The following is a 24,003-nucleotide window of genomic DNA, read 5'->3' as shown; positions in this document are numbered from 1 at the left end:
ATTTAACGCAGCCAATATAAAAAAAGCGGCCCTCCAAACCGGATGAGGCCGCCTTTTGGCGATAAGCGCTTGCTCGTTTTTATTCGTATTGGCTAAAAATAGCGTGCTTGCTCTCTCAAGCTCTTACCTTGACCCGGCAGGAGGCCCCACGGGCACAGGGTTCGATTTCACGGTATAGCGTACGGGCTCGCTCAGGCGGCCCAGCTTGTTCTTCGCCGTGATCTCGATCGGATTTTCGCCCGGAACGAGCTGAACCTGCTGGGAAACGCTGCCCGTCCCGGCAAGCTGCCCGTTAATATAAATTTCCGGGCTCGGATCGTTGCCGTCCTCCGCTTTAGCCGTCACGGTGACTTTAGCGGCTTTCACCGTCAATGGCGGCTGTTCCGCTTTCACCAGGGGCCGCGGCACCAGGGTCACCTTTTTGCTCACGGTTTCGGAGGCTTTGCCCGACTTGCTCACCGCTTTGAACACAAGGGGATTCTCCCCTTCGTTCAGTTTCAGCTCGATGCTCCCGTTCTCGATAACCTTGTCGTTGACATACAGCTTTGTATTTTTATCGGGTTCCTTCAGAGAAGCTTTGACCGTCACCGTCTCGCTGCCGGTTTTCTCCTGGAGGTCTCCCACGATAACGACCGGAGTCGGAGCCATCCACCCCGATACCGGCTTCCAAAGTACGGCGATAATAGCGATAAACAAGATCAGAAAAATGGAGCCCCTGAGCACGATTTTCCGTTTGTTTTTGGCCCAGATCCGGGCCCATTTGCCGGACTGCCGCAGTCTGACGGTTTCGAACAGAGCCGCGAATGAAGGATTGCCGGTCTCCAGCAGCTTCCGGGACACCGCCTTATTGCGGAAAGCCTGCGGAGCGTGCACATCGAACGCGCGGCTGAGCGCCGCTTTGTAATACGGATGAACGGCGCCCTTCTCGTCCCGAAAACGGATATCTTCCGCCGACCAGGCGGCGAAATCCGTAAACGTATCCGTTCCTTGCCCGGCCGAGGCCACAAAATTCAGCAGCCGTTCGTAATCGTAGCCGGGCTGCCGATCCGCGCTTCCTCCGGTTCCCGGTTTATGGAAAGCCGTCACCAGCTGCCCGAAACGGGCCGGGGTAACCTCGTTTTGCATCAACTTCTGCAAAAGAAGCTGCGCCCGGTCCAAATCGACAGGGTCCAGACGGGCCATCACATCTTCCGCTTCGGACTGTTTCTTCCCGTCCAGCGTCAGCACTTTGTACACCGCTTGTAAGACGTGAAGAACTCCTTCCTGATCCCGCGACGCCTGACCGTATAGGTCCGGATTGACCGGATCGAGCAGAAATCCCAGGCTCTCGATATCTTCGATGCCGAGGCCGCTCGGCTTCAAGTCATCCGCCAACTCCAGATGCACCGCGAGCTTCATCCACCGGCTGAACTGCCGGATGCCGCGGTTCTTCTCCCCGGGCGAATTTTTCCCCAGCTGGTCAAAATACGCGGATAATGTCTGAGCCAGGGAAATTTTCTTCCTGACATCCGTCCGCATCAGCCTGCGCAGCGGATCGTAGGACTCCCGGGAGAACAATTCTTCTCCCATCAGCTCTTCGCTGTGCGACTGCCAGAAGCCGATCTCGCCGGTAAAAGCCTGCACCGACTTGACCCGCTTCATCCGATAGCGGATGTAGCCCTCGCCTAAGGCAGGGCTGCTCTTCATCAGCCCGCCGAATACTCCGGTGAAAACAGCCGGGTAAGCAGCCAGCAGGTCCAGCAGCGGAGCAGCGCCCTCGATACCGTCCCCCGCTGCCGCATCGGCGGCCCGCGAGACGAAGATGCCGAGGCAGCGGACGATCAGAGCTTTTACCTGCGGATCGGCAAACTTCTCGTAGCGGATAACGGCTTCCACGTAATCCGCCCCCGCTATGCGGTCCCGATCCGACGCCTCCCGGGTGAGAAGACCGACGAACAGCTCCTTCAGGCGCGGTTTACGCGGGTAAGATTCGGTCGTGAAGAACGACAGAATCCCGTTCATAACAGCGGCCCGGTCCTGTTCGTACAGCTCCGTGCGGCCGCGTTCGACCTCATACAGGACGCACAGCCGGGAATAGGCTGCGGCGCTCAGCACGGTCTGGGTATCCAGCCCGGAGACCGCTTCGTCGCAGAAGTGGAAGTACTTCTGCAGCTCAGCCGGATTGTTCCGGTTAGACCACACGTAATCCAAGTACGCGTGGTCCTGGGCAGGCAGCTCCGTGTTCAGGAAGCGGCCGCCGGCGAAATCGAAAATGAAATCTTTTTCGATTTTGCGGTCGGGCAGCCGGATGCTTCCCTTTTCCGTGAACACGACGTGCAGATGCTGCTTCGCTTCCGGCTCGCTGTTGAAGGTCATGAAGCCGAGCTGCCGGCGCACCGCGTAAGGAAGGCAGCGGTACACGAGTTCCAGCAGGCGCTTGGCGTAGATGGCGCTCTCGGAGATGTCCGTGTTCAGGGAAATGAACACTTTCTTCTTGTTCGCCACCGAGGCAAGCACCGCGAAGACGAGCTGGCGGAACAGCTCCCGGTCGATCCCGAGCGTCTCCAGCAGCTTGTCCCCTTCGCCCGCCCGGATTTCCGGCTCGAACGGGATATCCTCCAGCTCGGGGATTTCCTTGCCGCCCCGGATGTCGTAGCGGCTCTGGAAGCCGCGGATGCCGAAGATGCGGCGGGGATCGCGGATGAACGCTTCTTTGCGCTCCTTCGGAATCACGTACTGGTGCGTGAAGGAAGCGCTGCGCTGCCCCGTAAAGTCCGTCGCCACGTAGACGCTGCGCCCGATTACGAAATCCCCGTTCTCCGCGTGGTAAGCGACGACCGACTCCGGATACAGCCCGGAGTTTTCTTCCCCGCGCTCCAGAAGCTCCTGAGGCGCCTTATAGACGCAGTAGGGATGCAGCGCCGATTTGATAAAAGAAGGGTCCAGCCCGGGCGACTTGGCGACCGTATCGAACCCTTCGCTTGTGCGGAAGACCCCCTCGCGGTCCCGGGTAAACAGCTGCTGTTGAATGTTTTTCTGCATCACGTCGCATCTCTCCTCGCGATATAGCCCAGCTTATGCAGCAGCCAGATGAACGGCTCGTCGACCCGGGTCGGATTAATGACGCCTGAAATCTGCTTGTTCACGGGATTGGTGCCCAGCGCGGAAACCGCGAAGTAAGCCGTATTTGAAAAATACACGTCCACCGCGTCTTTGAACGGACGGTCTACTTTTTCAATAAAACGGCCGATTTCGCCGTTAATGTTCTCGAACTCCGACGCATCGAGATAGCCCTGATGGACGACATTGCGGAATACGTTGCTGTTCGGCTGGATGTACTCGCTGTCTTCTTCCTTCAAATACTGGAGCATGTCGCTCTTCGTCAGGACGATCGCCGTCGGGATGTCCGTCTTGGAATTGCTCTGGTGGGCGATAAAATTCTCGAACAGCGAAATAACCACCTCGCGCGGCTCGTCGTACCGGTTGGCGAATTCGCCCTGCTCCCCGCCGACATTAATCTGGATTTTATCGCGTATGCTCCGGATTTGCAGAGGGTCGACGAGAAACAGAATGCCGGAGGAATTTTTGATATGAGACGCATAAATATCGAGGTATTCTCTCTGAACCATGCCCTCGCCCGCCACGTCGAAAAAGACGATCGTCAGCGGAGCCTCGCGCTCATCTTTAAAAACAAACTGGAAAATAAACGGCTCCTGCTGTTCGTTCGGGTTCGTCGATTGCAGCATACTGCCCCGTTCGAAGATCGGCTCGTGGTAGTGCTGCCGAAATTTGCGGGAAATTTCCGCGCTCAGTGGCATACAGGCGGCGTTAAAATTCGAAGCCGTCGTATGCTGGAGCGTATGGATCAGCGAGGTCATATAGACGGACTTGCCGACCTGCGAAGCGCCCACGATCGAAATAATATTGCTCGGCACTTTACCGGCCGAAATAGGCAGCTCGTTATGACAGTAAGGGCACAGGCGCCGTCTGGTCGTTTCCCCGTAACGGTCCGTTACGGCGACGAGCACATTCTGTATATACGTCTTGTACGAGTCGGGAATCGTTGAAGGCAGAATAACGGCCTCCATATCCACCTCGGACAAATTGAACTTGCGCCTCCAGCTGTTCAGACGCTCATCTTCCTGGAGCATAAAATCATCGTCGCTGTCCTTGATATGACTGGCCCGGAACACGACATCATCCGGCTCGAATTTATTAAAACAATACGGGCAGACGATGCTGTAATAAGGCGGCCGCTCTTTCTCGGGCGGCTTTTTTTCGAAAAGACTTTTCAGATACCCTAGCATGTGCGCCTCTCCTCATTCCTGGATTAGTTCATAAACATCCCCGTAACGGGAATCGGTGAAAAAAAGCCGCAGAAAATCGTGTTTGCCGATTTCGATCTCCGGCAGGGTCTGCGTGCCCGCCTCGAAATCCCGCCGGAAAGGATAGGCGGTGCCGTCCTGCCGTCCCGCCGGATGGCCGCCTTCCTTCTTCACGTAACAGAGCGCTTCCTGCGGCACCGGAATCTCGCAAAACAATTGAATTTTTGCGGACTTGTATTTGCCGAACAACCGGCCTCCGTATTTAATCGAATACCGGATCCGGGCTTTGCCCGCGCTGACGCGGATGGTGTTGTCCGTGCCGGTCTGGCGGTACGGAGTCACGCGGCCGTCCTTCATGACGCACGGGAAAATGCGGTAACCCCGCATTCCGATGTACTCCATGCGCTCGCGGTAACCGCCGGCCGCCTTGTACTCTTCCCGCGTAAACAGCTTGAGCTGATGCGGGGCAAGCTGCTCGGGCGGCTGCTCGCTTCCGCTCTCGAAGCTGTACACATAGACTGCGCCGACTTCCTTCGGCCACTGCCATGTCAGCAGACACTCCCCGTCACGCGCCGGCTGCGAAGCCAGCCTCGTGATCCGGTTCTCTTCGTTGATTTCTTCCCATAGCATGCGAATCGCCTCACTTGATCACTAGCCTACTTGTTAAATGCCGTGCGCCGATAGCTGCTGCCCCTCTGTGCCGCTAAGTTCCGGAGGGGCTGATTTCTGCGGCGTCCCCATGTACCGCCGGTCGTTCAGCGGAACTTCTTGCCGACCGGTGAGCTGTCTTTTCTGCCGTAGCGCCCCTCTTCGAGCCGGGCCCGCTGATAATTTTTGCGCAGACCCGAATGGGAATCGCTCGTACCGACCGGAATGATCAGAGCCCCCAGCGATAAGACGAAGGCAAGCACGATGTCCGCCACCGCCCGGTAGAAGAACGGAATGTTCGTTCCGGGCATTCCGGTTTCCAGCACAAGTCCGGCCAGAAGGCCCGCAAGCGTACCGCCGATGGCAAAGCTGAGCGCAAGATGGCGGTTGTCGAAAATGATGCCCAGCGCAAGACCGATCAGCGTACCGATCAGCAGAATAAACGCCACCCGCAGGAATGCGTGGAACCCGTCCGAAGCGGCGGCTCCGAGGCGTTCGCCCGCAAGATGCCAAGGCTGCTGGGCCGTGTAGATCTGCTCGAACGCATCCGTGATCCGGTCCGCGCTCTTCACGTCGTGGAAGGAGCCGCCCGTCTGCTCGGCGATGCGCTGAAGCAGCTGGATGCCTTCCACTTGTGAATCGTCGATGCCGACCGTATGGACGCTGATCCCCGCCTTAACGAACGGAGACAGCACCTCTGTCGTATTCACATCGCTGTATCCGTCCGAGATCAGGATAACGGAAGAAGAGCTGTCCGCCGCCCCGTCCTTCTTCAGCTGATCCATGACCGTCGTCAAAGCCCGGCCGATATCCGTCTGGCCCGTCGGCTCGCCGATCTTGTCCAGCTTGCCGCGGATCTCTTCCCGGCCGGAGCCGGCAAGCTTCGTCAGCGGGGCGATAAGCTGCGTTTCCTCATTAAACGTAAACACCGCCGCACTGTTTTTGCCGTCCATCCGGCCGATCAGAGACTTGGCCGCCTGGAGGCTCTGTTTCTGCGGATCGTTCTGTGACATGCTGTCCGATTTGTCGATGACCAGCACATAGTTTTGCGGCGCCTTCTTCGTGCCGAGCACCTGGAAGCCGTACAGGACTTGAAACAGCGCCCCTGCTGCAAACAACATCACGAGCGTGGCCGGAACGAGAAACTTCCAGCCGTCGCCCGCGTAACGCAGACGCCAGTTTTTTCCGTTCAGCTGCGGCGAAATCATTTCCGCCACGAGGCAGAACAAGCCCACAAACAAGGCCAGCTGCCCGAAATAGACCCCCATCAGCACCGTTTCATGCCAGCTTCCTTCCCAGCGGCTCAAAATAAACTCGCCGACGATAAACCCGACGAATCCTCCGATTACGCTGAATAAGGTCAGCAGCGGATTCCATTTTCTCTGTTTCACAGGTCTCCCCCTCTTTTCTTTATTGCCCTACGAGCAGAGTGATGTCAACTTGCCGTCCTTATGAAAGCTTCGTGCTGTCCGTTCCTGTTTCGGGCAGTTCCATGCTGTGAAAGCGATAGCCGTTCTCCGTGTACGTCTCGTAATAGCGCCTGCTGTTCCGGTACACCATCAAATCCTCCAGCCTGAAGCCGCCCATGAGCCGGAGCTTTTCGATCCCGCCCGGTTTCTTCTCGTGCACGCAGCCGAGCTTGTACGTCCGGCTTCCGCCGTCAACCGCAAACGCATATTGGATAAATTCACTCCGCGAATCGCCGAAAAAGTACTTTTCTTCATGACGGTTGCGGTGGGTGGAATGATACACATCGATCCGGATCGCGGCTTCGTTTTCAAGCGTCGTATAAAGATCTCGGAAAAGGTCTTCCTTCGAAAGCACGTCCCGGTTGTCGTAACTCGCGGCGACATTGGCCCGCTCCAGCAACTCCGCCTCGAACGTCTGATGGAAAAGGGGATGAACGAGCACGTCCCGGCGGGCCGTGTCCATAAGCTTCCGAAGCCACTGCCCGGCATCCCGGTCGATTTCCACGGAAACGTTCCCCAGGAACCGTTCGTCGAAATAAAACCGGCTCTCTCTGCGCCCCTCCATCTCCGTCAAAATCTGCTTCACTACGTGTTCGTAATACTCGTTGATGTTGCGGCCCAGATAGTCGCTCGCCGCCGTAATTCCGCTGCGGCTCGTATCGCGCAGAAGCTTCTCCAGACTGTCCATCTGCCGGACGGCCGCGGCCGCCCGCTCCCTCAGCTCCTCGAGCTTGTCGAGGTAGGCCGTCATCAGCTTCTGCTTCAGTTCCAGAACGAGCAGGTCGCGTCTCAAGCCGTAGGCTTCATCCAGCAGGTAGCGGATCAAATTCTTGACCGAGGCCTTGTCGGATTTCCAGCCGAACAGCGAGCCTTTGCCTATCGGCTGCCGGTCCACGCGTTCGCCGTAAAAATTGTCCAGCTCGCCCCGGAGCTGCTCGGCCCGGTTTGCCGCGTCCTTCAGCTGCTGCCTCAGTTCGCCCGGCAGACTCCGGCTTCCGGCGCCGCCTTCCTCCGCAAGCCAGCCGTTCAAAGCGTAGTACCCGTAAGCCGGGTCCTCTACAATGCGCTCCCTCACGATGCGCTCCAGCCTCTTGGCGAAGCCGCGTTCCGCGAAGGCCGCCTCCGCTCTCTGCCGGACGTTCATGTCGAAAAACCGGCGGGCACTGTCTTGAAACAACGCAAACTCCGCCTCCTTCAAGGACATCGACTTCAGCTCCCCGTAAGAAACCGGGTCGTGCATAAGCCCGTACATCTCCTCCACGGCCTGCTCGCGTCCCGGCACGACCGATTCGACCTCACGGTCCCACAACGGGGGCTCCATAGAGATCAGATCGGGCAGGAGCCGGGCGCCGCCCTGGACGTTCTCTTCCATCTTCTCCCGCACATGGCGGTACAGATGATACAGGACGGTCAGGGCGATCGCCTGATTCGGACGGCTCACTCTGGAATAGCCGGCCGATACGTAGCCGACGCCTTCTTCTCCGGGCGGCGCTATGTTTTGTTTGAAATGCTGGTGATTGTATGTGCCCGCCTTGGACGAATCGCCTTCGTTCTCGGCTTTGATATGCCGGTATTTCAGCAAATTCAGCGAGCTGATCGTTTCGTAGCCGCCTTTCATTCCGTTCTCGGTAAAAATGCCCCGCTCATCCTTGTCGCTCAAGAGATAGACCGTGTCGAAAAGCGGGGAAGGGCCGTGCTGAGCGGGAAGGGTAATGCCTTCGCCCGTCACTTGAAGCGGGCTTGAGAAGGTATAGTCCCTGCTCTGCAGCACGTCCAGCTCCCTGAGGAAGCTGAAACTCATGGAAGCGCGGAGAGCGAATTCCTCCCCGACCTGCTTCTCTTCAAGCAGCCCGTACAGGTCCACGATCACGGAGCGGAAATGCTCGCCGAAGATCGTCTCCATGAGCGCGGTCAGCTCCGGCAGCAGCACGTTGCAGGGGTCGTCGAGCCTGGTGACGACCGCAATGTTCAGCCTTTGGAGATTCGAGTACAGCCTGCCGAATTCGGAAATCCGGCTGTTCATTCTGCGCAGCAGAACGTTCAGCTCCAGCAGCTTTTCCCGGTTGGAACGGAAGCTGTCGTGGAGATCCGGCCTTGCCGAGCGCGGATTATTTCCCGGGACAGGCAGCGTCCAGGTGTAGATGTTACCGGCTTGCAGGCCGACGGGATCACTTCCGTCCGGCCGGCTTCTCTCGCTGCCGGGCTGGCCTCTATAGCCAGAGTCGGCGGCATGTCCGGAACGCTCCTCCGCACTCTGCGGATCGGCCTGCCGCCAGTCCCGCGGCGTCCCGCTCTCCTGCTCCGTCTGCTGCTTGCCGGACTCTTCGCCGGACCGTTCCGTTCCGACATGGAGATAAACCACCCCCGTGCTGTTGTTCCATCTGCGGTTGTTGATTTCCGCCATCGTCTGCAGGGCTTCCGCCGATTTATCGCCCAGGAACAGAAAAACGAGCGGATGGTGAATGCTGCGCTGCTCATCTCCGTCCAAACCCGTGCTGTCCGTTTCCGCGGCATATTCGTTTGCGAACGCCACCAATTTCTCCCGCATGGTTTCCTCACTCCTATCCTTAGGCGTTATGGCAGAGAAGGACGGTTCGTGTGAACACGCCGTCCCGCCTGCATTCTTTTATCCGCGGAATAACCGTGAAACTTCTGCGTATTTCTCACAGTATTTCTCACGATATTTCTTACGGTAATTCTCACGATATTTCTTACAGATTTTTCTTATGGCACTTGGCCGCACTTCACGGCACTTCAAGGTACATCACGGCCTTCACTGCACTTCTTACGGCACATTGCGGTACTTCCACGATAATTGCAGTGTATTTCCCGCTAATTTCACTGCTGCTTTTCACGTGATGTTTCCGGCTAAATTTCCGCTGATTTGTCTCTGCTTGATACTAACCTTCACTGCGCTACTTCAAGCTTTTCACCATGTCGTTTACTTTGCCCGCCACCAGCTTGTAGAACTGGTACATGTCTTCTCCGGCCGCATATTCGGAACGGTCGTAATCAAGCGCCGATTTGGCCTCCTGATAAGAGGCCGCCATGCCGCGCAGCGTCTCCACCAGTCCCGAGATATCTTCGGAAGCGATCATCTCCTGGCTGCGTCTGGATGATTTGCGCTGCAGCAGGCTGAGCCGCTTGGCGTCGAGGGCGCGCATTTTGCTGTAAATCTCGTATTCGACGAATTTGTTCGTCTGCATGAGATTCACGAACGGCTCCCAAGGATCTTCGTCCGCATCGTGGTCGTAGACGTACAGGGCGCCCTTCTTGGCGATCGTCGACGTGTACATCGCTTCGATATACTGCGCGACGAATTTTTCCTCGTCCTGGTGGGCGCTGAGGGCCTGCTCCAGCTCACCGATTTTGCGGACGATGCTGTCGTACTTGCGCACCTCTTCCCTTACCTGCTTGAGCAGTTCGGGAGAGCGGATGAGATTTTCCTTCGCCAGCTCTTCGTTGACACTGCCGAAGATATCTTTGCTGCGGTCCGCCTCCAGGCCCGTCTGAAGAAGGGCCTTCAGATCGTTGACGCAGCGCTGCAGCTCGCCGAAGTTCGGACGCTGAGAATTCAGCTGGAGATTGTAAGCCGAGAGGAACGCTTCGACATCGAACGGCTTCGTCAGCACGCATTCGTAACGGTTGATCGTTCCGCTGTCTTCACCCTTCAGGCGGACGGAGCGGTAATCCGCGGCGCGGTCGAACAAGCTGCGGACACTCGCGTTGTAGGTCTTGACGCGTCCGTTCTCATACGTCTCGCCCCAGGATTTCTCGGGAATCGGAGACGGCAGATACGTCCAGTTCATACGGTCCGTCTGCACGAGGTGACGTCCGATGCCTTCCGGCTCGAGAATGGTTCTCTCGTAGCTTTCTTCGTAAACTTTAAGCGGCGTATACAGGAAGAGCGGAATTCCGTTCTGGGTATTGAGCCAGAAAATCCGGTTCTTCACTTCACTCTCCTTAATCGTAAAGCGCGAGTTCGCAATCGCGTTGTCCTGGAAGTTGCGGATGCCCTTGAAAATGTTCGGGGCTTGCACCGGAACCGAGACGAATCCCCAAGACGGGAAGTTGAAATGACCCGAGCTGTTCGTCAGATGGAACACCGGCTTCGCTTCCTCGTACAAGCGGCTTGCGATGCGGCCTTCCACCAGCTTCTCGATGGAATCTTCGTGGCCGTACTTGATGACGAGATACTCTTCCATCGATTTCGTGATCAGCTCGCCGAAGTGATCCGTCAGGAACTCGGAAACGGAACCGATGACATCGACCTCCTGTTCCTTGATCCACTGGTTGGACTTCTCCAGCAGCTCGTTCGTGAAATCGCGGATCAGTTCGTCCGCATTGCGGTCCTCCGTCACCTGGCCGATCAGCTTCGCGATGTCGGGAACGCTGACCACGTTCCAGTAGTACGTGCGGTTGCCTTTGTGGTCGATTTCCTCGTCGCCTCTTGTGAGGATATCGCCGTTTTTCTCGAAAATTTTGTTGAGTTCGGAAAGAAGCTCCGTAAATACAAGATAAATGCGGGAGTTTTCCTGGTTGATCAGGTTGTACAGATCTTCGTAAAACTCGATCATCTGCTCCATCCGTTCACGGTCGGCGTGCAGAAGATACTCCTGAATTTTCGCTTCGATGTAAGCGTCTTTCTTCCGGTCCTTGGAAATGAACGCGCTGCGCGCTTCGGTCATTTTCTGCTCGGAATTTTCCTCGGCCGCCTGGATGTCCCGCGGAATGCGGTACAAGCTTTCCTTAAGCGATTCGATATAGGAAGAAATGAGCTTCAGCAGACAGAAACCTTTGTCCTGCAAAATAATCCGGGACACGTAAAACGGCCCCTGCTCCGGATTGCGGAATATTTTCGTCACCTGCTCGGAGAAGGCTTCCTTCACCTGCCCCGGCAGCTGCTTGCGGGATTTGATGTATTCTTCGCGTGCCCGGGACAAGAAGCTCTGCTCCAGCTCGGTGTCAATGTTCACGACCTGCTGCTTGATCACATTCGAATAGCTGAGCCGCTCGCTGTTCTGGTAGCCCGGGATCGGCTCCGGCACCCGTTTATCGAACTCGCGGTGCAGCGAATCGGGATCAAGGCCCAGCTTGTGCGCGAGTTTCTCGACCTCTTCCTGCGAAGGGCCGGCGTCGAACATTTTTTCCATCCGCTTGAAGACTTTGTACGCCAGATAGGTGGTCATTTCCTCGATCGGCAGCACCGCCGAAGAAGCCCCCAGAATGTTGTACTGGTAGTTGGCGGCGTACGCCTTCGGCATCTGGTTGATGTTCGTGCGGATGTTGCTGATATAATCGTGAATGGCAAATTCTTCGCCGGACTGCTTGTCCTCGCTTGCCATGAAGTTGGTAATATTCTCCGCCGTTACGTTCATGCAGTAGTCGTACGCGTTTTCCAGCAGCTTGCCTTCCAGATTGGTCGCCGAAATGAGGTGAGCCAGGTTGAAAGGCGGCATCGGCGAATTGACCGTCAGGATATTCGCATACTGCTGCTTGAAGCGTTCCGTACGCTCGTCGACGTTCATCCAGTAGTCAAGTTCTTTGAGCGCCGCGTAGCCGTTCTTCTTGATATACTCGCGCGAATGCTCGGTCAGGCTCTTGTTCGCCAGGTTCACGTCCGGCGTGAACAGATAGCCGAGCAGGCTGACCTTGTCCACGCCCGCGGAGCCGTAATCGCGCTCCAAGATTCCCCGGACAATGTACGAAATGTCGAGGAAACAGCCGCTTCCCGTACCGCCGGACAGGCCGGTCAGAATGAACACCATCAGCTTTTTGTTCGTGCCGATGGACAAGGTTTTGATCTTGCGCTCCAGCGTCTGCACCACCTGCACGATCTTCGTGAACAGTAGCAGACGGCCCGCCTGGCGGACGCCCGAAGCGCCGTTGATGCCGTCGGTGATCGTCAGCTCCGGCGACAGCCATTCCTTGATGTACGGCTCCAGGATGCTGCGGTTCTGCAGCACGCTGCCGATCTCGGCATTGGACAGGAGCACGAATTCCGTCAGCGGATCGAGCCCGATGCCCTTGTATTTCTTGTTGCGGTCGTGCTCGTTCGTTTCAATCGCAAGAAATTCGACGTTGTTCGGCTTTTCTTTCTTTTTCTTCGTAAAAGGATCTTCCGGCAGCTTGAATCGCCGGTTGATCTGGTATTTCAGGCGCAGCAGCGCATCGATGCCCGTACCGCCGAGGCCGATGACGAGCATCGGGTTGTCGATCGTGTCGACGCGGATTTTATCGCTGATAATCCCGCCGCCGAGAGAGACGTCGAGCTGCTGGATATGTTCCCTGACTGTTGCTTTCATATCTAAAGGCCCCCCATGTGTGCATGTTTTTATTGGATTTCAAGCATTGGCTTATTTAGCTTCTTATTTCAGATATTCCAGCGAAACGGACTTCTGGATATTCGGAACCGTCACGCGGATGCGGTCGTTTTTCTTGACCTCTTTGCCTTTCGCGGCATCGAACACCCGGCCGCCTTTCTCGATGGTGCAGGCGGACTCGTTAAACAGAAGAAGCGTGTCGTTCGGGCCCGGCTTGAAGACGATGCCTTTCGTTTCCGCAAATTCCGGCGCAAGCGAGAGCAGCTGGTGGAGCTGAACCTTGCCCTTGAAGCCGCTGAGCTTCTTGTACTGCGGGTTCGTCCGCTCCCCGGTCTCTTCGTCCTTGATCTCCACGACCAGCTGCCCGAAAAAGCCCTTGTTCGCTTTCTTCCAGAAAGCGAGTCCGAACAAGGCGGCCGCCAGCAGGACAACCACTCCGGCGATCCACGAGCCGGTTTTCACCCAATTGACGCCTTTATCGCCGGACGCCTCTCCCGAAGAGGAGGCGCCGCCGCTTTTGGCGGAAACGGAGGCGGGTGCGGATTCACGCGTGAAGTTGGCGCTTTCCACCTTCACCTTCACTTCGTAAGCGTGGGAATCCGCAACCTTCCAGCTGCCTTCGATGCCTTTGTCCGTAAGCGTCAAAGGCGCTTCGGACGTCTGCTTCGTGTCCAGGTCGGTGACGACCAGCGAAGCCTTGGCATTCTTGTACAGCTCGGCGTCGGCCGCCTTCTGGCCTCCCGATTCCAGGTGAGCCTTGACGGCGATGCTGTCGCCGGCTTTAGCCGTTTTGGGGAACTGCGCGTCCAGCACGACCTGCACATCGTAGTTGTACACGAGGTTGATATCGATTTTTTCCTGCGGAACCCCTTTTATCTTAAGCGTCCAGTCGCCCTGCGCGGGATTCAATATTTTGATCAGCGAATAGGCGTTTGACGAAGTATAGACGATTTTGTCGGACGGAATGTTTTGCTCCTTGCCTTTGGGATCGAGCAGCTTGGCTTCCACCGGTTTGCCCGACATAATGGAGATGTTCGCTTCCAGGACGCTTCCGTTCGGGATAGTTACTTTCACGTCCTGAAACTGGCCGTTTGCCGTAAAGCCGTTCAGCGGAACGACTTTCAGCTTCAGATGACTCGCATAAATTTCGCTCAAAATTTTCGGCAGATCTTCCGCCGAGCTGGTGACGAACAGTTTGCCGCCCGTTTCCTTGGAGACCGACTCCAGCTTGTCTTTGTTCAGCTTGCCGTCCGCGTTCAGCCCGATGGTGTAAACCGGGATGCCCTTGTCTTTGGCTTTCTGCACGGCTTCGCCGAGCACTTTGTCCGAATCCGCCTGCGATTTGCCGGGATTCAGAGAGTTGTTGCCGTCCGTCAGTAGCACAATCAGGGGCACATGGCCCTGTTCCGCGCCGGATTCCAGCACCTTCACCGCTTCGCTCAGTCCCACCGCCACGTCCGTATACGGCCCGCGCGTCAGCTGGTCGATAAAGGTCTTCAAATCTTTCTTGTCGCCGGCATTATTGATCTTAAGCAGCGCCTTCTCTCTCAAAATCTGGTCCGTATAAGCGACCACGCCGATCTTGTCTCCCTGTACGGAAGCCATGTCCACAAACATTTTCATCGCTTCGTAGCTAACTTTATTGACGTCGCTTTCGTTCATAGAAGTGCTGACGTCCGCAGCGAGAACGGCATCGATCTTCGTATCGGTAGCGGCATCCGCCGCGAAGACTCCGCTCGGCACCGCCATGACCAGCAGCAGTAATGCCAGAGCCATATAAGCGTATCGTTGTAATTTCATCACGGGATCGTTTCCTCCAAAGCTTGTAAGTTTACGCACGGCGGCAGGCGTTGAGAGCCGTCCGCGCTTCTTTTGTAGTAAAATGTAAAAGGTGGTAGAATGTTTGAACATCTCATTCACATCTTAACTTTTTCAAGAAGCTAATTCCACTTTTACGGGGGTCCGGAACCTAAAAATCCGGCAAATTTATGAAATTGTCCGATAGGAGAAAGCTATGCTGACGATAATTGTTCTTGCCCTTCTGGTCCTCTTCGTCCTGATCCGCTGGCTGACGTGGGCCTCCGCGAAACGCGCGGCCCTGACTACGGAGAGCATCGACCGGGAATTTATGACCGAGCTGAACGAAGGTGATCCCTCATGAGCGGCAAAATTCCGGTAGAGCTCCGCAAAGCCCGTCAAACCGTACATACTTATGAACGATTAAAACAGTGCACGCGTTGCGGCGCTTATTCCGTGCTCTGGCACGATAACTGCCTCTCATGCGGAGCCGAGCGGAAGTTCCTGTCCATCGGGGACATCGTCTCTTCCGTGCTCAGACGCAATATCCAGAGGGATGCTCTCATTCTGGCCGCGATCGCCTGCGCCGCCTTCTATTTCGCCCGCACTTTCCAGGAGATGGCCCTGGCGGCCGGAGCGGGAGTTGTGCTCATCGCTGTCTACGCGCTCCTTCGCAGAAGATACGCCGAGGCGCTGATGAACGCCACGCTGCGCAAGCTTCTGCTCGGCGAAAACCGGGCGATCCGCAAAGGCATCCTGCTGGACGTCGACGACGCCGCTTCCGATATGGAGGATGGGGATTTCAAGTCCGCCTACGAGAAGCTGAGGGAAATCGGAACCCTCATTACCGGCAGCCATATCCGCAACCTCAAGGTGTACTGCCTGAACCGGTTTATTCTGCGCAGCGATATGGAGCTGGAACTGGGCACGCTCATTCCCGAGGAGTTCGAGCCCGGCTTCATCGCTTACCTGTACGAAGCGGCCAAAGTCAATCCGGGCCTGGTACAGCGCGACACCCTCGATTATGTGCAGAAATACCGCGTCCAGATCGGCGGGATGCTGGAAGGGCGGGCGACGCTCGCCCTGGTTGCCGCAGCCGCGCTCCGCGTGAAGGAGTACGCATTCGAGTACGCTTCCCTCCTTTACGATTTCGTGGACGAGCTGCCCCGCGAACGGTTCCTGCGGCTGTGCCGGCTGATGAAGGAGAGCCCGGACCGGGCTCCCGAGCTGCGGCAGAAAGTACTTGAAACGGCCGCCCGTAAATACGGGGACGATCCCGAATTCGAGGGCTTCCTATGAAAGGACTGCACGTTATGCTAGGTTCTACGTACCACCGGTCCATCCGTTACAGAAACGGAGCCATTCTCTTGCTGGTCCTCCTGCTGGGCCTGGCGGGATACAAAGGTTACAGCGTCTGGCACAAAGCCGACCTGTACGCCCGGGCCGCCGCCGAGCAAGCCGCGGGCCGCGATATCGAAGCGGAGGTCCTCTACATGAAGGCCCGGGATATTTCAACCTTCGATTATAAAAATGACGAAATCGGCGCTGCCCTGTCCGCCCTGCGTCCCGTTACCGAATTGAAGCGTCTGTTCGCCTCGCTGGCTTCCGAAATCGCCGTGACCAACGGGGGCTCGCAGGAGCAGGCCCGGCTGCTGCAGGCTTATGCGACCTATCAGGCCAAGAAAGCGGAAGTCGCCGCCGCAGACGAATCCGCCAAAAAAAGCTTCGGCGAGCTGACGGACGCCTACAAGCTGGACGAGCAGTTCGCCGCCGCCTTGGCGGGAGCGAAGAAGTCGCTTACGGCCTTGCTCCAGCAGGGAAACGGCGCCTCGGCGCAGGAAGGCGAATCCGCCATGTCTCTGCTGCTTCAGCTTCCGGCTTCCGTCTATAAAGACGAGAAAACCAAACGAAAAGATTTGAACGCTCTTTTCCAAAAATATGATACGGCCCGGCTCCAGACGATTTTCAATCAGAAATCTTTCGAAGAAGCGCTCGGGGAAATCGTCCGGATCCGCCAGTTCTACTCGGAACGCAAAGTGGAGGCAGCCTGGGTGCTCCCTAAAGCGGAAACCTATGTGCAGAGCACGCTGACCCGGCTGCTGGATGCCAACGACGTACCCGGATTTCTGACGCATGCGAAAACGTTCCAGAATCTGAAAGAGCTCTCCGGCTCTTCCTCCAAAGTGAATGCCTTTATTCAATCGTCCTTGCGCAAGCAGACGGCCAAAGCGGAGCAGCTTGCTTCCGCAGGCAAGTATGCGGACGCGATCGCGCTGTACAAAGTGCTCGGGGACTACAAGGATACGGGCAAAGAAATCCGCCAGACCGAGATCCGGTGGATGGCGGCCGAGCCCGGCGTCCTTCTCGCGAAGGCGAAGGACAACGTCCGGTTCGTGCAGACCGCCGGAGCCAAGGGGCTCTGGGGCTCCGAAGCGATCGCCGCCGGCGTAACCGATCGCGGGACGCTGGTGACGGCGCGCCTGCAGGCCGACGGCTCGGTCGTCTCGACGGAAGGCGAGATCGGCGGCGGTCTGGCCGTCAAGGCCGTCTCCTTCGCCGACGGGCTGAGCGCGGGCAAGCTCCCGGTCGTGATGCTGGAGAGCCAGTCCCGCACCCGCAATGCCCGCTATACCGCTTACGAAGTGGACGCCTCCGGCCTGAACGTGCTGCTCGACGTGGAAGCCGACGGCTACAAGCTGCAGAGCGCGGGCGTGCTGCTCATCCGCAATCCCGCCGGGGCGGGTGGCGGCGCCGAAGCGGTCTACAAGCTTCAGGGAAAGCAGTACGCGCTGGCGGAAGTTCCGCAGCAGTTGCCGGACCCTTCCCTCGAAGCGAAGGACATCCAGCCGTCCGAGCTCCCGCAGCAGCAGGCGGAAACGGTTGTCCGCCTGCCTCTGGCGATTACCCGGACCGGCAGCGGAACGGCCGTGGCGGAGATGGACGGCCTGTACGTCCTGCTGACCGGCAAGTTCTCCTGGAAGCCCGGCAATGCGGTCGTTACGGGCACCTATACCGGCGAGACGAAGATTCTTCAGGGCGACCGCTCCGTGCAAGCGTACAAAATCAATGTGAGCCATATCGAACAGTGATTCCGGGCGTACGCTGAAAAAGCGGCGGCTCGGAACCGACCGGATTTATATCCGTTGAACTTCTTTATCCATGTTAAAACAACGGCAAAGGACATTCCCCCGTCTAAAGGCGGGGAAATGTCCTTTGCCGTTGTTTATTGAGCTGAAAGCTGTCCGTATAAAGTCAGCCTTGTAGGACTCATCAGAGCCTTGCCCTACTTCCATTGAAAGGTCGGTTTCAAGCTCTTGATCCCGTCGGACAGATCGTGATACTCCGTGCTCGACTTGGTATCTTCCAGACTGTACTGCACATCGGACGGGTAGCAGATATAGACGTGCCGATCCCCTTTCGCGCCCAGATAGACGGTGCGGATCAGTTCGTTGGTCTGCTCGTAATCCTCTTTGAGGCCCGCGTTTATCGAAAAGAGAAGGCCGCCGGCGTCTTTGCTCGCACGATGAATGAACCGGACGGACGTGCCGTCTTCTTCGATGTCGATTTTGCCTTCCCACTCCGCCGGAAGTTTGAACGAATATCCGTACGTCTTGTTGGCGTAAGCCACCGTATTCAGCTTGCTCAAATCATAAACCTCCAAACTGCCGGGGCTGGGCCGCAGACGGCTCTCGTTTACCTTCAGCCGCTGCACGAACGTAACGGCCTCGGCCCGGCTCAGCGTATCGTCTTTACCGAAGCCTTCCGGGGTGCGCGCTTCTTTGCCTTCGGCCAGCCCCACATCCAGCAGATAGCGGATGGAATCGTCCACGCTGTAATGTCTGCCCGATGCGCTTGCGAGAAGCTGGGCCGCCCTGCCTCTCGTCAGCGCTTTCCGCGTGGAAGCGTTCCGGTCGATGACGGACGTTTGAACGACCGGCCACCCCAGCCGGCTTGCATAGTCCACGTAAGGCGAGGCCCAGTCGGGACTGCCCGGGTCCGGTTTGAAATCCGCCGGCCGGTAAGCGCGGATCAGCATGGCCAGAAACTCGTTTTGCACCACCGCCTGGGCAGGCTTAAAAGTCCCGTCCGGGTAACCGTCGACGAGTTTATCGCTCACCGCCCATTCGATTACGTCTCTGCCCCAGAAATCGCCGGGAACGTCTTTGAACGCGCTCCCTTCACCGTAAGACGCGGAAGCGTAGACACCCGATAAACTGAAAGCCAACAGCGCGGCCGTGGCCGCTTTAGCCCCTTTTTTCATAGCACCGGTCACTCTCCAATCCCGTTAACGTGTAAAACAACTAAAAAAGACCGGACTCCCTTCCAGAAGTCCGGCCGCTTTCGCCTGATTTGGATGGAATGGAAGACTATTCCATGCTACCAAATTCAGGCGTTCTTTTAAAGTTACAACATTCTCCGCTTTCGTAACCATTCCACGGATCTCCGTTCCGGCACGGGTCAAGCGGTAAGCCGTTATTACGGATACATCCGGCTGACGGAAGAAGACTTCCGGGACGACAGCGATTGAATCAGCACCGCGATCAGGTAGGCGGCAAAAATCGTAAAGATGAACATGATCGGATACATGTATCTTGAGAACTGGACGAACGGAATGTGTACCCCGATCACATACACGACCGTTAACGCCGCAACGAGAATATCCCATCTTCGCCTGATCAAGGCCGCTATAAAACCCACGACTCCCAGCACACACAAAATAATATGGAGAGCAAGAACGAAATGGTAAGACATCCCCCAGAAGTCCAGCCAGTAGAACGTCTGCTCGAAAGCCAGAATCGTTTTGTCGAACAAATACCATTTAATCGTTTCGAACGGTTTCGTTTTCAGGCTGTACAAAATAATGTGGCCGACTTTCTCCGTAGAGTCGTCGTAGACGTCAGGCGAATATTGCGGATATTCTTTAAAAAATCCCGGAGACGGCTCGCCCGGAAGCACCCCCATCAGCATCGGATTACCCGACGAGTCCGTAAACGGGATAAACTTGCCGAAATGGGCATAGTTCCGGACCCACCAGGGGCTTAACAGCAGGCAGGCGGTCAGAACGATTGTCGCCGTGTACAGAACCATTTTCTTGAACGGGACCCGCCGGATCAGCCAAGTGACGCCGATAATAAGCGGAAATAAAATAAATTGAGGCTTAAAATAAGTGCAAAGGGCGAGAAGAGCCCCGATTGCTATGTATTTGCCGACGGACGGCTTCTTGAGCGCGTACAAGGTCATGCACATCAGCAGCAGGAAGATGATCTGGAAGATCCCTTCCGACAAGATTACACCGCTGGTGTAGTAGTTCGGCGGATAAAGAGCGGCGATGATACAAGCGACGAGCGCAACCCGGGAGCTGAACATGTGCCGGGCGATAACGAACAGCAGATAAACGGAAGCCGCCTGCAGGACACATTGAAAGAGCCTGACGGCGATCGCCGTATTCTCGTAATCCCCGAATATCCACATAAAAAAAGCCAGCATCACGGGAAAGCCCGGCATAATGAACAGGGTCGGGTTCGGATAGCTTTTGTAAACGAGCGTCCCTTCCTCCAGAAGCACCTTGGCCGCATACATATATTTGACGTCGTCATTGTCCATTTTCTCGTAGGTACCCAGTAAAAAAGCGTCCCCGTAATAAAGCGCCGTAAATGCGGAAACGGCCAATACAATTGCCATAAGCGCATATAAAATTCGTTTTGTTCTCAGGCTTTCTTCCTTTAAAGTAAACATTTTCCTGTTCTCCCTTCCTCACCGGATCATCATACACTATCTTGGAGGAAGGGTTCAATACTTTGCCTTTATTTCCAGACGGGCCCATCTAAAGGACGTCGGACGTTTCTATTTTACGGATGGACCAGAACGCGCTCAGCACACCGGCAGCCGCAAAAACAAGCGGAAGGATATATCCGGCACTCAGCGAGAATCCCATGTTGTTCGAATCGGTGATGGTCACCAGGATGACGGCGGAAATAATCGTCGCGGGGACCGACTTCTTGATCATGCCGAACAGCAGCGGAATCAGACAAATCCCTGCCGCCGACACGGCGTTCAGCAGAACACGCAGAACGTGATCCACGATCATTGGGGCGGTTAACGTTTCGGGCACCATATTCAGCCAAGCGTCCGCCAGCAGGAAAACGCCGGTTACAAACAAGCCGGAGAGGAAAACCGTGGCGAAGGTCCAGAGACTGACCAGCAGCAGCTTGGCTGCCATGATCTTTTTCCGGCGGACCGGGTAGGTGAACAGAATGTTGACCGTTTTGGCATTATACTCCCCGATCACAAGCCTGGCCAGAATGGCGGAGGCAAAAATAACGAAGGTGATCTTGACGAACCCGATGATGACACTGAACGCCATCGCATAGTCCTGATAAGCATCAATGACGTTGTCTACCTGTTCCGCCACATGAACACCGCCGATAAGCAGCAGAATCACGGCGTTGGCGATCAGAATGCCCGGGAAGTATCCGCCGATTTTATATTTTTTAAGCTCGAGTTTCATCAATTTAAGCATGGACGCCGCCTCCGTGAATGGATTGCAGGAAATAGTCTTCAAGCGAGCTCGCCTTCTTGTTCAAGGCCTCGATTTCAACTCCGTTTAGAAGCAAAACTTTGGAAATTTCCGCCTGCGAGACTCCCCGTTCGTAAATGCGCATCATTGTATCGCCGACGACTTTGTAATTGCTCATACCGAGCTTGCTTTCCAGCACATAGACCGCTTTGTTGAGGTCCGGCGTAACCACTTCGATATATTCGGTATGTCTGCCCCTTACCTCGTCCATCGGCACCTGTTCAATCAGCTTGCCTTCGCTGATGACGCCGACCGTATCGGCGATTTGTTCGATCTCGCCCAGAATGTGACTGGAGATCAGCAGGGTGATACCGTATTCCTTGCTCAGCATCTTGAAAAGATTTCTCAGTTCCTTGATGCCGACGGGATCCAGTCCGTTAATCGGCTCATCGAGCAGCAGCAGTTCCGGACGGGTCGTGATGGCCCGCGCGATTCCGAGCCGCTGCTTCATGCCGAGCGAGAAGTCTTTGACCGGCTTGCGGTCGATATTATTCAGCTGGACCAGGTCCAGAGCCTCCCCGATGGCGGCTTTATTATAGAAGCCCATGTATTCGCAGTGGAGCTCCAGATTTTCCAGCGCGGTCAGCCTGTCGTAGAACACCGGATACTCGATAATGCTGCCCATCCGTTTCAGAATCTCGTAAGAGTTCTCCGTTAACTTTTCACCGAAAATTTCAATTTCCCCGCCGGTCGGTTTGATCAGATTCGCCATCATTTTCATCACGGTCGTTTTGCCCGCTCCGTTCAATCCGAGAAACCCGTAGATTTCCCCCTGCCGGATCGTCATATCGACGTCCGAAATCACTTCTTTGCCGTCAAACACTTTCGTCAGCCGCGTCGTTTTCAGCAGTGTGCCCATTGGATTGACCCCTTTCGTATCTCCTCTTTCTGATTCTTAGTTTAGCTTCCGATTTTCTCTTTTTTATTACTCGATTCTTACAAAAATCTTACGTCCTTCCGTAAACTATTTTTTTGAGTTTTACGGTGAACGACGTTTTCACGTAAGGCTTGCTGGTCAGCGTAATGACGCCGCCGAGTTTCTCCACCAGCCGTTTCGTGATCGTAAGCCCGAGGCCGCTCCCCTGATAAAGAGGGTTGCGGGAATCCTCCAGCGTATACATGCGCTCGAAAACCCGGTCCTGATGAAACTCGCTGATCCCCTTGCCCCGGTCCCACACCTCGACATAGGCATGCTCCTCGTCCTCGCGCAGAGTGAGGCCCAGCATATTCCCGTCGCTGCCGTATTGGGAGGCGTTGGAGATAAGGTTGTTCAAAATGCGCACAAGCGCCTCTTCGTTCCCCAGCACGTAAACAGGGGTCTCCGGCATCGCGATCACAACCTCCACACCCTTGGAAGTCAGCGGCTCATAGAAAGCGAGTATCGTCTGCGAGCACACTTCGTTCAGATGGATACGGTTCAGGGGGATGTCCCGGTCACCGGACTCCAGGCGGGCGAGATCGAAAAATTGATTGATCAGAGCGAGAACTTCCCGGGCCTTCGCATGGACTTTGTCCAGCAGCCGTTCCCGTTCTTCGGCCGGTGTAGACGGATTTTGAATGAGCGTTTCCATATAGCCGAGCACAACCGTGAGGGGCGTTTTGAGATCGTGAGAAATGTTCGCGAGCATTTTGCGCATCGAATCTTCGGTTTTATTGTACGTGGCCGTCATCTGCTGATTGACCTCCACAAGCCCGTTCAGCCCGTTCAGCAGAGCGATCAGCTGCTTGTCGTCCGTCAGATGAAGCAGTTTTCCCTGGGGGACGCCTCCCCTTAAAATCCCGTCTAACCGGGTCGTTATGTAAACGAGGCTTTCGTCCCGCTTTTTTTTGCTTCTGTACTGAACGAAGTGAAGAACGAGAGAAACGGCAAGCAGGGCGAGCAGCAATCCCGTCCACCCGATCATTCGCCGAATTCCCCCAGCTTGTAGCCGATTCCCCACAGCGTTTTGATATAAACCGGATTCGACGGATCGTCTTCGATCTTTTCCCTCAGCCTGCGCATATGGACGTTGATGACATTTTCATCCCCGTAATACTCGTCTTCCCATACCGAGCTGTAAATTTGCGCTTTCGTAAAAACCCGTTTGGGATGCCCGGCAAACAGTTTCAATATATGAAACTCCTTGGACGTCAGCTTCAGCTCCGACCCGTTTTTGCTTACCGAAAAGTTTTCGAGGTCGATAACCAGCTCGCGAACGCGCAGCACTTCGGGCGGGGCCGGTGTCCGTTCCACGGGCGCGGCCGCCGCATACTGCGTCGCCCTGCGGATCGCCGCTTTGATCCGGGCGGCCAGCTCGATCATGGAGAACGGCTTGGCGATATAATCGTCCGCGCCGAAACCGAGACCGAGCGCCTTATCGACGTCGCCGTCCTTGGCGGACGTAATCAGGACGGGGACAAGGCTCGTCTGCCGCACCTTCTGCAGGAAGTCCATGCCGCCCAGTTTCGGCAGCATCAGATCCAGCAGAATCAGATCGAACGGCTGACCGGCAAACTTGCGTACCGCTTCTTCCCCGTCATAGGCGCGCACGACTACGAATCCTTCCTTCGTCAAATAATCGCTTACCATATCGCTGATTTCCGTATCGTCTTCCACAAGCAGCAGTGTATTTTGCATGTTCATCCCGTCCATTCCTGCAATCTGTTTCGGTTGAATCATATCATGTTTCGGAAAAGCCCGGTAGAAAGTTCCAGAAGTTTTCCGGCAAAATAAAACCTGCCTCGTCGTCCTGAGACGCCGGGCAGGTTGTTAAAACAAGGCTGTGTTCGGGGAGAATTTGTTCTCAAATCCGAAAAGTGACGGGTGCTTATCCGACTCCTCCGTCTATCAGTCCCGCACATTTACAGGATTCCAAGCGGCAGTCGGGATTCCGCTTGGAATTCCG

General features: G+C 56.1%; 16 protein-coding genes. 3 read left to right on the top strand and 13 right to left on the bottom strand.

All coding sequences use genetic code 11. The annotated features are described in order from the left end of the window. Nucleotides 1-123: 123 nt before the first annotated feature. From ABH899_RS20930 to ABH899_RS20900, 7 genes are all read right to left on the bottom strand, one after another. Nucleotides 124-3,021: a GAP1-N2 domain-containing protein gene (locus ABH899_RS20930; protein WP_370000431.1), complete on the bottom strand. Its 2,898-nt coding sequence runs from the start codon at nucleotides 3,019-3,021 to the stop codon at nucleotides 124-126. Further along, nucleotides 3,021-4,286 carry a TRAFAC clade GTPase domain-containing protein gene (locus tag ABH899_RS20925; RefSeq protein WP_370000174.1) on the bottom strand — a complete coding sequence of 422 codons (1,266 nt, stop codon included), beginning with the start codon at nucleotides 4,284-4,286 and terminating at the stop codon, nucleotides 3,021-3,023. Before ABH899_RS20925 ends, ABH899_RS20930 begins: the two co-directional genes overlap by 1 nt. Nucleotides 4,287-4,298: 12 nt before the next feature. Next, on the bottom strand, nucleotides 4,299-4,934 hold the full coding sequence (locus tag ABH899_RS20920; protein WP_370000171.1) for a hypothetical protein: 636 nt from the start codon (nucleotides 4,932-4,934) through the stop codon (nucleotides 4,299-4,301). Nucleotides 4,935-5,059: 125 nt separating this feature from the next. Further along, a complete protein-coding gene (locus tag ABH899_RS20915) occupies nucleotides 5,060-6,343 on the bottom strand; it encodes a vWA domain-containing protein (RefSeq protein ID WP_370000168.1) in 1,284 nt (427 codons plus the stop codon). Between the two features lie 58 nt (nucleotides 6,344-6,401). Continuing rightward, entirely contained in the window at nucleotides 6,402-8,969 is a 2,568-nt protein-coding gene (locus ABH899_RS20910) for a hypothetical protein (protein WP_370000165.1), read from the bottom strand. A gap of 367 nt (nucleotides 8,970-9,336) precedes the next feature. Further along, the gene (locus ABH899_RS20905) at nucleotides 9,337-12,726 is read right to left on the bottom strand and encodes a tubulin-like doman-containing protein (protein WP_370000162.1); all 3,390 of its coding nucleotides are present in this window, start codon (nucleotides 12,724-12,726) and stop codon (nucleotides 9,337-9,339) included. 63 nt (nucleotides 12,727-12,789) lie between these two features. Beyond that, nucleotides 12,790-14,544, bottom strand: coding sequence for a vWA domain-containing protein (locus tag ABH899_RS20900; RefSeq protein ID WP_370000160.1), 1,755 nt, complete (start codon nucleotides 14,542-14,544; stop codon nucleotides 12,790-12,792). A 214-nt stretch (nucleotides 14,545-14,758) separates the two neighbouring features. Between ABH899_RS20900 and ABH899_RS20895 the strand changes: the two genes are divergently transcribed. The 3 genes from ABH899_RS20895 to ABH899_RS20885 are packed head-to-tail and all read left to right on the top strand — an operon-like array spanning nucleotide 14,759 to nucleotide 17,630. Further along, entirely contained in the window at nucleotides 14,759-14,905 is a 147-nt protein-coding gene (locus ABH899_RS20895; protein WP_370000158.1) for a hypothetical protein, read from the top strand. Continuing rightward, nucleotides 14,902-15,840 (top strand): hypothetical protein, encoded by a 939-nt coding sequence (locus ABH899_RS20890; protein WP_370000156.1) that lies wholly within the window; start codon nucleotides 14,902-14,904, stop codon nucleotides 15,838-15,840. Before ABH899_RS20895 ends, ABH899_RS20890 begins: the two co-directional genes overlap by 4 nt. Beyond that, on the top strand, nucleotides 15,837-17,630 hold the full coding sequence (locus tag ABH899_RS20885) for a hypothetical protein (RefSeq protein WP_370000153.1): 1,794 nt from the start codon (nucleotides 15,837-15,839) through the stop codon (nucleotides 17,628-17,630). The genes ABH899_RS20890 and ABH899_RS20885 overlap by 4 nt, the downstream gene beginning before the upstream one ends. A 194-nt stretch (nucleotides 17,631-17,824) precedes the next feature. On the opposite strand, the gene ABH899_RS20880 is transcribed toward ABH899_RS20885, so the two are convergent. The 6 genes from ABH899_RS20880 to ABH899_RS20855 form a co-directional block, all read right to left on the bottom strand. Further along, entirely contained in the window at nucleotides 17,825-18,802 is a 978-nt protein-coding gene (locus ABH899_RS20880) for an S-layer homology domain-containing protein (protein WP_370000151.1), read from the bottom strand. Nucleotides 18,803-19,017: 215 nt separating this feature from the next. Then, a complete protein-coding gene (locus ABH899_RS20875) occupies nucleotides 19,018-20,277 on the bottom strand; it encodes an ArnT family glycosyltransferase (protein ID WP_370000150.1) in 1,260 nt (419 codons plus the stop codon). An 88-nt stretch (nucleotides 20,278-20,365) separates the two neighbouring features. Continuing rightward, entirely contained in the window at nucleotides 20,366-21,061 is a 696-nt protein-coding gene (locus tag ABH899_RS20870; protein WP_370000148.1) for an ABC transporter permease, read from the bottom strand. Beyond that, a complete protein-coding gene (locus ABH899_RS20865) occupies nucleotides 21,054-21,977 on the bottom strand; it encodes an ABC transporter ATP-binding protein (protein WP_370000145.1) in 924 nt (307 codons plus the stop codon). The genes ABH899_RS20870 and ABH899_RS20865 overlap by 8 nt, the downstream gene beginning before the upstream one ends. Before the next feature lie 88 nt (nucleotides 21,978-22,065). Continuing rightward, nucleotides 22,066-23,022: a sensor histidine kinase gene (locus ABH899_RS20860; RefSeq protein ID WP_370000142.1), complete on the bottom strand. Its 957-nt coding sequence runs from the start codon at nucleotides 23,020-23,022 to the stop codon at nucleotides 22,066-22,068. Continuing rightward, complete coding sequence (locus tag ABH899_RS20855; protein WP_370000139.1) at nucleotides 23,019-23,741, bottom strand: response regulator transcription factor; 723 nt, start codon at nucleotides 23,739-23,741, stop codon at nucleotides 23,019-23,021. Before ABH899_RS20855 ends, ABH899_RS20860 begins: the two co-directional genes overlap by 4 nt. Nucleotides 23,742-24,003: the final 262 nt, after the last annotated feature.

The sequence above is a fragment of the Paenibacillus sp. RC84 genome (genome assembly GCF_041260495.1).
GTDB lineage: Bacteria > Bacillota > Bacilli > Paenibacillales > NBRC-103111 > Paenibacillus_F.
Note: the sequence above shows the minus strand (reverse complement) of the source record. Positions and strands in the feature narration are given on the sequence as shown.